At 41.9% G+C, this 8,889-nt stretch carries 6 protein-coding genes; 3 read left to right on the forward strand and 3 right to left on the reverse strand.

Going from position 1 to position 8,889, the window contains the following annotated elements:
* Nucleotides 1-22: 22 nt before the first annotated feature.
* From CA598_RS08965 to CA598_RS08975, 3 genes are all read right to left on the reverse strand, one after another.
* Nucleotides 23-1,714, reverse strand: a complete 1,692-nt coding sequence (locus CA598_RS08965) for a type 2 periplasmic-binding domain-containing protein (protein WP_094876298.1) — start codon at nucleotides 1,712-1,714, stop codon at nucleotides 23-25.
* A 105-nt stretch (nucleotides 1,715-1,819) separates the two neighbouring features.
* Nucleotides 1,820-3,430 (reverse strand): response regulator transcription factor, encoded by a 1,611-nt coding sequence (locus tag CA598_RS08970; protein ID WP_094876299.1) that lies wholly within the window; start codon nucleotides 3,428-3,430, stop codon nucleotides 1,820-1,822.
* 4 nt (nucleotides 3,431-3,434) lie between these two features.
* Nucleotides 3,435-5,246: a sensor histidine kinase gene (locus CA598_RS08975; protein WP_094869543.1), complete on the reverse strand. Its 1,812-nt coding sequence runs from the start codon at nucleotides 5,244-5,246 to the stop codon at nucleotides 3,435-3,437.
* A gap of 155 nt (nucleotides 5,247-5,401) precedes the next feature.
* On the opposite strand from CA598_RS08975, the gene CA598_RS08980 reads away from it, so the two are divergent.
* The 3 genes from CA598_RS08980 (at nucleotide 5,402) to CA598_RS08990 (ending at nucleotide 8,804) form a co-directional block, all read left to right on the forward strand.
* Nucleotides 5,402-6,352: an ABC transporter permease gene (locus tag CA598_RS08980; protein ID WP_094869622.1), complete on the forward strand. Its 951-nt coding sequence runs from the start codon at nucleotides 5,402-5,404 to the stop codon at nucleotides 6,350-6,352.
* A 15-nt stretch (nucleotides 6,353-6,367) separates the two neighbouring features.
* Entirely contained in the window at nucleotides 6,368-7,240 is an 873-nt protein-coding gene (locus CA598_RS08985; protein ID WP_042129067.1) for a carbohydrate ABC transporter permease, read from the forward strand.
* Nucleotides 7,241-7,451: 211 nt separating this feature from the next.
* Nucleotides 7,452-8,804, forward strand: coding sequence for a sodium-dependent transporter (locus CA598_RS08990; RefSeq protein ID WP_094876300.1), 1,353 nt, complete (start codon nucleotides 7,452-7,454; stop codon nucleotides 8,802-8,804).
* The last annotated feature ends 85 nt before the right edge of the window (nucleotides 8,805-8,889 follow it).

Genomic DNA, 8,889 nt, shown 5'->3' on the forward strand with positions numbered 1-8,889 from the left:
TTGTTCCTATGGTTGTTAAAGTTTATTTCGTGGTTACTGGCGCGGATACAGACTTGAACCAATCGTTAACTTCTTTGGTGATTTGGTCACCGCCATTGGATTTCCAATTGGCAACGAATTGGTCAAAGGAGTCTACTGGCAGTTTGCCATAAATAATTTTGTTGAAAGTTTCCATTTCAGACTGACGAAGCAGGTTCCATTTGGAAACCATCGTTGGTGTAGCAGCACCAGTAAAGTAGTTTTGTTTACGAACGTCTAGTTGTGACATAACCACTTTTCCTGCCGCCCAGTTTTCTGGTTTACGGAACTCTGCCATTTGTTTCTCATAAGGTGTTACAGGTGTCTCGCCGTCAGCAAGTTTAACCAAAGTCTTCATAAACAGATCAGGAATACGGGCCGGACCTGTTAAGAATGGGAATTCATTGGAGAAGTCTTTAATCTTGTCTTTATCACTTGTTGGTTGTCCATCAATCATATCCCAGTCATAACCCTTAGCAAAGCCATATTCATATTGACTGCCTGCAGCAGGGTTAGCTAAATTATCAAGCAAGTAGTTATAGTACAAGAAAATTGCTTCTGGATGCTTAGCATCTTTGTTAATCATGATACTAGCATTTACACCGGAATTCTGCCATTTGGTTCCAATCAAACCATCGGGTCCTGCTGGAACCGGATAGCCTTTAATCTTCGCTCCAGGTACATTCTTCATAAGATCGGGAGCAGGCCAGTCTGGAACCCAGTTGGCGCCTGGCAGAATACCAGCTGCACCTTTCGTGAAGCTCTCAGCGGATTTACCTTCATCCCAAAGGGCGGAGTCCGTGTGAATATATCCTTTATCCATCCATTCGCTAAGCTTTGCGAGTGCTTGCTTAGCACCTGGGTTAATGGAACCATATTCAAGATTGCCATCTTTATCTTTGTTCCATTGTTCCTCAATTGTACCGTATGCCCCGAATAACCAGTCTAGTTGGCCCATCCAGGTATTTGTGTTGTTTTTCAAAGAAATTGCAAGCGGGTACACATCTTTAGGCGCTAAGCCATCAGGGTTTTCGTTCTTAAATTTGTCCATGATGTTCTCAAGATCGGCGATGGTCTTAGGCGCTTCCAGCTTCAGCTTTTCCATCCAATCTTCACGTAACCACAAGAGCGTATCATCATTGTCGGTATATTCAAGGATCGGCAAATTATATTTCTTACCGTCTTTAGTGAATGGGTACCAAAGTTCTGGATGTGCTGCAACGTGATCTTTCAGAATTTTGTTTGCATACTTATCAAACAACTCATCGATAGCGATGAACTGACCGGAATCAATAAGCTGATTGGTCAATACTGCGTTAGTTGGTGCAAAAACGAAATCAGGAAGCTTTTCGCCGGAAGCAATGGCAAGTTGAAGCTTTTGTCTGTATTGATCGTCATTTGCAGGATACCAAGTATCTTTATGCTTCATACCCAATGTTTCAAGCATCCAGCGATCGTGAACGTTGTTTTCTTTGGTATCACCTTGAACATACTTCTTAGGCATCAATACGGCACTGAACTCGATCGGTGGATCGTATTTGCCTTTTGCGAAAGCAGCATCTGCTTCGGATTGGGTATTATTGGTAGCGTTACCATTTTTGGCGTTCTCATTAGATGTGCCGCTACTGCCACATGCTGTGAGAGTGATAAGTGCTGTGACCGTGAGAAGCGACCACATTTTCTTGAACTTGATCATTCTTCAATTCCCCCTACTGTGTATGATCTTTACAAGTGTAACTTTAACAACTTGTCGGGGATGTCATCTATATGAGATTTTTAGTTTCGATAGGACTCTATCATGTTATTTGTTAGTATCTCTATATTCCTGCGGCGTTACCCCAAACTGCCGTTTGAATACTTTGATAAAATAAGCAGGGTCCATATATCCAATCTCCATGCTGATTTCATAGACTTTTTTATTGGTGGTCTTCAGTTTATGACAGGCACGATCCATCCGCAAGCGCGAGATATAATCGCTAATGCCTTCACCTGTTTCGATCTTATAAATTTTTGATAAATGGGTGGGATGGAGATTTACATGGTCAGCCAGAACACGTAATGATACATCATCATGCAAGTTCTTATCCGTATAATCTTGAATTTTCTTCACATACTCGGAACGGATATCTTTGATTTCGTTGGATGTGCCTTCTTTTAGATTAGCTAGAATACTTAGCGACCATTTTCTCAGTTTACTAATACTGGTAAAAGCATCCCCGCTCTGCAACGCTTCTATGTCGGTCCCCATTAAGTTTGCCAGTGTATGACCATTGCGATGTGCAAGATTCGTGAAAGAAGCTGTAATTAAAAAACCAGCCTCCATGCAATGCTCCCAGGATTCAGACCATTTCTCATCCAGCTCGGCACAGACGGCAAGTAATTTCTCTTCGGCCGCATCCCAATGTCCACTCTCCAATAGATGAATCAAAGTTGGAGGGGTATAAAGAGCGTCTAAAGGCCCGTGTGCTGAGGGAAGCTCTAAGTCACTAACCCGCATAATGAATTCTCGCTCATCTCCGACAATTTGGCGGAAAGAAGAGGAGGCCTGATGGAAACGATTCGATAGCTGCTCAGGAAACTTGAACCACTCCGTGATTACAATGGATAGTGAGCCTTTCAGAAATTGCTTAACCTTATATTGAAGTTGTAGAGAAAGCTTCTCTAATATGGATTCTTTTCCAAGGTCAGTTCCTTGTTCTTTAAGCTGGAGCAGAAACACGAGATATCCATGTTCCTCTTTAACGCCCCAGACTTCCATAAATTCTCCCATAATCTCTTCAGCCATATTAATAATCGCATATTCAATTAAGGTTTGATCGGTATTATCAAATTCTCTGAATTCTTCTTCCATTCGTACCAGCATCAATGCGGATTCTCCGGATTGGAAGGGCAGATCGTAACTCACGAGCTTCCGTTCCCATTCACCGGCTTGAAAACGATGACCTTGTAAGGCATCCAGTAGCAATCGCCCCCGTAAAACAGGAAGGTTCTCCCGGAGGGTAAACTGGGTTCGTTTAAGAGAACTTATAAGCTCCCATTCAGCATTCAATTGATTGATCGCATTTTTGACGGCTCCGAGCAATTCATCATCAGTGGGCGGTTTAAGCAAGTAATCCACGGTCTTGTTCTGAAGTGCTTTTTTGGCATAATCGAATTCTGAATGGCCGGATAATATAATACATTTAATTTTTTTGTTATGTTTTCTTATCCGCTCTATCAATTCAATTCCCGTCATTTCTGGCATTTGAATATCTGAGATTACTATATCAATGGGATGCGTATCGATAATTTGTAGCGCCTCACGTGCGGAATAAGCTTTATGCACATGTTCAATTCCCAGCGTATGCCAGGGTTTAGTCATGGAAAGATTATCTACCCAGTGTGCTTCGTCGTCTACTATGATCATCTGCATGTTGTTAGTCTCCTTGATGTTCCTTTAATTTATAACTATCATCCTCAGTTGGGATTTCCCAGATAATTTCTGTTCGGAATCCACCGAGAGGGGATGGCTTGAAGGTAAGACTTGAATGATTGCCGAACAGGTGAATGATCCGCTGATTTGTATTCCAAAGACCACAACCCATTTCCTCCTGCAAAGGCTCCTGCATTTTACGGTTTAATGCTTCTAGCTGATCCGGATTCAAGCCGGGACCATCGTCATCGATATAAATTCTACAGAAGCCGTTGGACTTCTCACCACTAATCTTAATTTCGCCTGAGGAATAGGACTTCGCTACGCCATGAATCACAGAATTCTCCACCATAGGTTGAAGCATTAGGCGAGGTACAGATTGGCTAAGCATATCCTCAGGAATATCAATATGATAATCAATTCTGCCATTACGCAGTTTCTGTATATCTAAATAGTTGACTAAGAGCTTGATTTCTTCCTCCAAAGAAGCTGTCTCCCGTTCCATCCGGGTGGTATAACGATAGTAAGCACTTAGATTATAAGCCATGGAGACGACAGCGTCCTCATCTTTCATCTGGGCCATATTGATAATATAACCAAGACAGTTATAGAGAAAATGTGGATTAATTTGCGCTTGAAGCTGCTTCAGGGTAGCTTCTCGAGCACGGATCTTTTCATTAAATACATTTTCTATCAGGTCTTGAATTTGATGGGACATATCGTTAAAACGACGGAACAGAAACGAAAACTCATTTTGCTCATTGCTATGAAGCCGTACGGAGTAATCTCCTTGTTGTACGCGTTGTAAACCACTGACTAGTTTTTTAATCGGATATTGAACGTTTCTATATAGCAGAATGGAGGAGGATACTCCCACAACAAACAGCAGGATCATTGTGATATAGAATAAATCCCGACTAAGAGAAATTGGTTTGAGAATTTGATAAAGGGGGACAACATCTACTAAATGCCAATCCAAAGAGGCTGATTTCACAGAACTGACCAAATAGTTCTTCCCATTTAGCTTCACTACATCCTGAGTTGTATTCTCCGGAGAGTGATTATCCAGGTAATTAACTAGTTCGTCGGATAGCTGCTTGTCCGCGCTGCGGTTGAGGATCGGTTTTTCCCCTTTGTGATAAAAGAACGGATCGCCCTGCCCACCTGCTTTGTACGAATCAAGCATGTTCTGAATGTTCGTATAACTGAAGCTGGCTTCAATCACTAGGCTACTTCCTGTTAACGTCCCCGGTTGTGCTAATGAATCCGTTAAGAACCAGTAAAAGGATTTTAGATCGCCTTGAGATTCCACACCATGATCACCATACGTCCATCTTCCGCTCATATTTGCTTTTAAATAATCCTCATCATACCCGATGGTTCTGTCGTAATTGGCGATGACATCTTTATTCTGCTGTGAATGAACGGCGTATCTGGTCGGCCAAATATCTGTAACCCCAGCTTGAAGCACCATCTTTTCCTGAAGAATATATCTGGTCTGCATCTGATCATATCGATCTTCCCATACATTTAGTCCATTGAATGCCCTGACGTTGGGATCTCTTGAAAGAATAAGGGTGAAGTCCATCATCTGATTAATTCGCGAATCGATCTGATTGGATAAAAAAGTGAGTTGTTTCGTATTGGACGTCTGCAATTCTTTGCCTACTACCTCGAAGGTGACATTATTTGAAAAGGTATACATGATAATGATGGGAATGAAAAGAAGTATGATCAAGCTGTTTATTTTGGCAAACAGACTAAATCGAGATTGTAAGTTTCCTCTAAGTATTGTAAAGCGCTTCCATAAATTCATAAATGCCCCTCCAGATGTTGTCCTAATAAAACCCTATCAAGCCTAACAATGTTATATAGTCAAACCTGAGAAACGCCTGATACTATTTATAGCAGAGATCCCCATCACACACAAAATATTTTTTTTGGGAACAGGAGAGAGCTATGGAGGCTAATATGGAGGTTAACTCGATACCACAGGCGAGCCTAGAAAGTCAGCCGAGTAAAAAAAGAAAAAAACGCTTTAATCAACCATGGATTCTCCATTTTATGGTGTTGCCAGCGGCAATCATGGTTTTTATTTTTTCTTATATTCCGATGTCCGGAATTCTTATGGCATTTCAAGACTATAAACCTGCACTAGGTTTTTTTGATTCCGAGTGGGTCGGACTTAAGCATTTCAGGTACATGTGGGAGAATGATTATTTCCTGTCCATTACGTGGAATACGTTATTTTTTGCATGCTCCAAAATTGTTTTGAACTTGATTATTCCGTTTATCTTCGCCTTATTGCTTAATGAGGTAAGAAGAATGGGCCTTAAAAGAACGATTCAAACACTCGTTTATCTTCCGCACTTTCTGTCTTGGGTTACACTTTCAGGGATTCTTATTGATATCCTTGCTCAGACAGGTATTGTCAATCAATTCCTCACATCTGTATTCGGCATCAAGCCGATTTTCTTCCTAGGAGACGGCAACTGGTTCAGGTTCACTATCATTGCTAGTGATGTTTGGAAAGAGTTTGGTTTCAATACGATTATCTTTTTAGCGGCACTTTCGGGTATCAATCCATCACTTTATGAAGCTGCTGAAGTGGATGGGGCGGGGCGTTGGAAACAAACGATGTATATCACAATTCCTGCGTTAATCCCAATCGCTATCGTAATCGCCACCTTGGCACTGGGTAATGTGCTCAACGCAAACTTTGACCAGATCTTTAACTTGTACAGTCCATTGATCTATCAGCAGGGAGATATCATTGATACTTTCGTGTATAGAGAAGGTCTGCTAAGCGGACAGTTCAGTTTCGCAACCGCAGTTAATCTATTCAAATCGTTAATTAGCTTAGTCTTAATCGTAGTCTCTTACCGACTTGCTTATAGATTTGCAGGGTACAGAATTTTCTAGAAAGGATGACAACTGATGTACCATAAAACAATTCCATATCGAATATTCAGTATTATCAATAATGTATGCTTGACTATCCTTTCCGTGCTCTGCCTGCTACCTTTGTACCACTTACTCATGGTATCTCTTAGTGCATCCGCACCTGCTAATGCTGGATTAGTCACATTCTGGCCGATTGGCTTTACCTTTGAAGCCTATGCAAAGACGTTTAATAATGTCAATTTCCTTAACTCCTTGTGGGTGTCTGTGGAACGGACAGTACTCGGAACAGGACTTGCGCTGGTGGTAAATACGGTTGCAGCTTATGCGCTGTCTAAGGAAACAAGAGTCTTTCGGGCAAGAAACGTTTATCTTTGGTATTTTGTTGTCACCATGCTGTTCAGCGGTGGTCTGATACCGGGTTACATTCTAATTCTGAAGCTTGGTCTTATGAATTCATTGATGGCACTTATTCTTCCTGGATTAGTTGCTGTATTTAACATCATTTTGCTTCTGAATTTCTTCCGTACCGTACCTAAAGATCTTGAGGAAGCAGCTTTTATTGATGGGGCAGGACACTTTCAGACCTTTGTAAAAATATATTTACCGGTCTCCTTACCTGTTATTGCAACCGTCTCTCTATTCCTTATGGTAGGACACTGGAACGCATACTTTGACGGTATTATTTATATCAGAGATGCAGACAAGCTTCCGTTAGCAACGTTTATGCAGACGATTATCGTTCAGGCAGATATGTCTAAGCTTGATCCGGCAGCCGTTGCTAATTTATCACAACGAACCATCCGGGCCTCGCAGATTTTCATAAGTGCTTTGCCAATTCTATTGGTTTATCCATTCCTGCAACGTTTCTTTGTAACTGGGATTGTGGTTGGTGCTGTAAAAGAATAATCGCTTTCTAGAAAAAGAATTTGAAGAAGGAGCTACGGTTCTAGTCCATGACTAGAGCATGTAGCTCTTTTTTTATTGCGATGAATTTCATGACTGAATTGGATAATTATTGAAAATACTAAAAACATTCAGAAAATTTTCATATGACGATCATGCTAACATAGGCTATAATGAGGTCTAAAAAAGAAAAAAAAGAAAACGGGGCATAAGAATGAATCAATTTAAAGGTGAAAAAAATCTTCTCTCAGAGAAGAAGGAGCGTTTCTCTTCCGCCGGATTTATTTTCGCAGCCATCGGGAGCTCAGTAGGACTGGGGAACATGTGGAAATTTCCGTATATTACTGGTGAAAATGGGGGAGCGGCTTTCTTCCTACTCTTCATTGTATGTTTGGTGTTGATCGGTTTACCTGTATTGTTGGCAGAGTTGGCGATCGGTCGTAGCGGACGTGGAAGCGCGGCGACTGCATTTGTACGAGCCGGAGGCGGGAAGAACTGGATGGCAGTCGGCTTTCTGCAAGTCCTTGCACCATTTTTAATTCTTTCCTTTTATATCATTGTTGCAGGATGGACGTTGAACTACGCGATGATTGCCTTCAATGGACAATTGTTCAGTTCCAGTAATTATGCAGGTGAATTCAACTCCTTTATATCTGGACCTATGCCAATGGTTTGGCAGGGGATAGCAATCCTTATAACAGCGGGTGTTGTTATTCTTGGAGTATCAGGCGGGATTGAGAAGTTTAATAAGGTATTGATTCCTGGTCTGGTCGTTCTCCTAATTGTATTAATGATTCGCGCAGTAACCTTACCGGGTGCAAACGAAGGAGTAGCCTTTTTCCTGAAACCAGACTTTTCGGTACTGAATGCTGAATCTGCGCTAGTCGCATTGGGACATGCCTTCTTTTCACTTTCGCTTGGGATGGGGATTCTCTTAACTTACGGCTCTTATGTGGATAAAAAACAGTCGCTAGGAACTGCTGCACTCGCAATCGGAGCGGGAGATTTGTTATATGCGTTTATCGCAGGGTTGATTATTTTTCCAACGACATTCTCATTCGGCATTGCTCCTGATCAAGGTCCTTCGCTAATTTTCATTGCTTTGCCAGCAGCTTTCTCAGCAATGCCTTTTGGTGCATTCTTTGGTGGTTTGTTCTTTATCTTGCTGGCGATTGCCGCTTTAACATCTGCTATATCTCTGCTTGAGGTGCCTGTATCTTTCGCGATGGAGCGCTGGAATTGGAGCCGGAAACGTTCAGTTTGGATTTTGTCATTAGTATGTTTCCTCCTCAGCATTCCTTCGGCGATGTCACTGGGAATGGTTCCTGAGTTATCGTTTGGCGGCAAAGCGTTGTTCGATTGGGTGGATTTTGTCACCTCTAACATTATGTTGCCACTAGGCGGTCTGCTGGTTACCATCTTTGCCGGTTATTTCTGGAAAGGGGCAGCAGAAGCGGCTGGACTTAAAGCAGGTTGGTTCCGCGTTTGGTTGTTTATGCTCCGGTATGTTGCGCCGATTCTGGTGTTCTTGGTGTTACTTCATACTTCGGGGATTCTTTCTTTCTAAATTAACACTGTCAGTCTAGCTAGTGAACGGTAAAAAAGCTCTACGGTCCTTTCGGGAGGCCACTGAAAAAGTCCCCACTAATTTG

The sequence above is a fragment of the Paenibacillus sp. VTT E-133291 genome (genome assembly GCF_002264395.1).
GTDB lineage: Bacteria > Bacillota > Bacilli > Paenibacillales > Paenibacillaceae > Paenibacillus_AQ > Paenibacillus_AQ nitricinens.

What these genes read in the sequence shown, in the direction of transcription:
- CA598_RS08985 (WP_042129067.1), top strand. Translation starts at nt 6,368, where the DNA reads ATGTACCATAAAACAATTCCATATCGAATATTCAGTATTATCAATAAT.
- CA598_RS08965 (WP_094876298.1), bottom strand. Translation starts at nt 1,714, where the DNA reads ATGATCAAGTTCAAGAAAATGTGGTCGCTTCTCACGGTCACAGCACTT.
- CA598_RS08975 (WP_094869543.1), bottom strand. Translation starts at nt 5,246, where the DNA reads ATGAATTTATGGAAGCGCTTTACAATACTTAGAGGAAACTTACAATCT.
- CA598_RS08980 (WP_094869622.1), top strand. Translation starts at nt 5,402, where the DNA reads ATGGAGGTTAACTCGATACCACAGGCGAGCCTAGAAAGTCAGCCGAGT.
- CA598_RS08970 (WP_094876299.1), bottom strand. Translation starts at nt 3,430, where the DNA reads ATGCAGATGATCATAGTAGACGACGAAGCACACTGGGTAGATAATCTT.
- CA598_RS08990 (WP_094876300.1), top strand. Translation starts at nt 7,452, where the DNA reads ATGAATCAATTTAAAGGTGAAAAAAATCTTCTCTCAGAGAAGAAGGAG.